Annotated in this window: 1 protein-coding gene; it reads right to left on the bottom strand. The window is 47.6% G+C overall.

Annotated features, from left to right (window positions below; genetic code table 11):
- A partial coding sequence (locus J3A84_RS15215) for an ISLre2 family transposase (protein WP_207600902.1) occupies nucleotides 1-932 on the bottom strand: 932 nt, incomplete at its 3' end.
- Nucleotides 933-941: the final 9 nt, after the last annotated feature.

Genomic DNA, 941 nt, shown 5'->3' with positions numbered 1-941 from the left:
CTATGAGACAGTACATGGCTGATATGGCCTTCTGCGCTGCATTCCAGATAACCTTCTTTGTTCCGGTTCTGTATACTCTCCCAGTTTCCCAGAATATACGTCTTGCAGCTGGCAAACCGCTTCAGTTCCAACTGGGTATGCTCATTGGATTCTATAGTCTCGAAATAAGCCTCTACAAAGTCCTTCATGCCCCTATATACATAGTTCTTTAGCTTTTTTTCATAGGCTGGATAGGGTCCTGTAGCGCTCTTGATGTACTTGGACAGATGATATCCGTCGATGACGAAACTGCATTTTGGCAGGATGTCTTCTCCAGCCTGAATCCACGGAGCACCGTCTCCGGAAAGGAAAATCCTTTCCACGTAATCCAGGTCATACTGAGCTTCTATATAGTCTAGAACTTCGAACCAGAAATCATCGTTGTTTGGATAAAGCCCAGTGATGTATTTCGCACCGATGAGCTCGTTACGCTTATGCTTGGACTTGCAGGCTGGATTCACTAGGTGCTTGCCTTCATGGACATAGCCGAGCTTCATGATCATCCCTTTGCCTCTCTGTTGATGCACATGATCCTCGTCGGCCTCGACGTAGAGGAATCGAACCTTGCGCTTCTCATCCTCAAGGTTCGGCCAGTTCGTATTCTCCATGGATGTCCTGTGGACCAGATTCTTGACCGTTGATCGGCTTCTGATGCTGATATCGTCATAGCTTTGAACAACCTGCTCGTAGGAGATCTCCTTGGCTTTTGTGAGCATGTCGGACTGAAGTCCGGTGTCCATTCTTGCATGAGGTTCCAGTTCCAGGAGATCATCGGTCAGGTGCCTGAAGGCCCCGCTTTCTCTGTTCTTGTAGTAAGTCCTCTGATAGCAGATATCTCCCAGAAGTGTGGAAACAGTCTTCTCCCTATTTCTGCTCTGTACAACCCACTCCATTGATCTTTC

Origin of the sequence: Proteiniclasticum aestuarii (genome assembly GCF_017368455.1) — a bacterium.
GTDB lineage: Bacteria > Bacillota > Clostridia > Clostridiales > Clostridiaceae > Proteiniclasticum > Proteiniclasticum aestuarii.
This window is presented reverse-complemented; position numbering and strand designations above follow the sequence as displayed.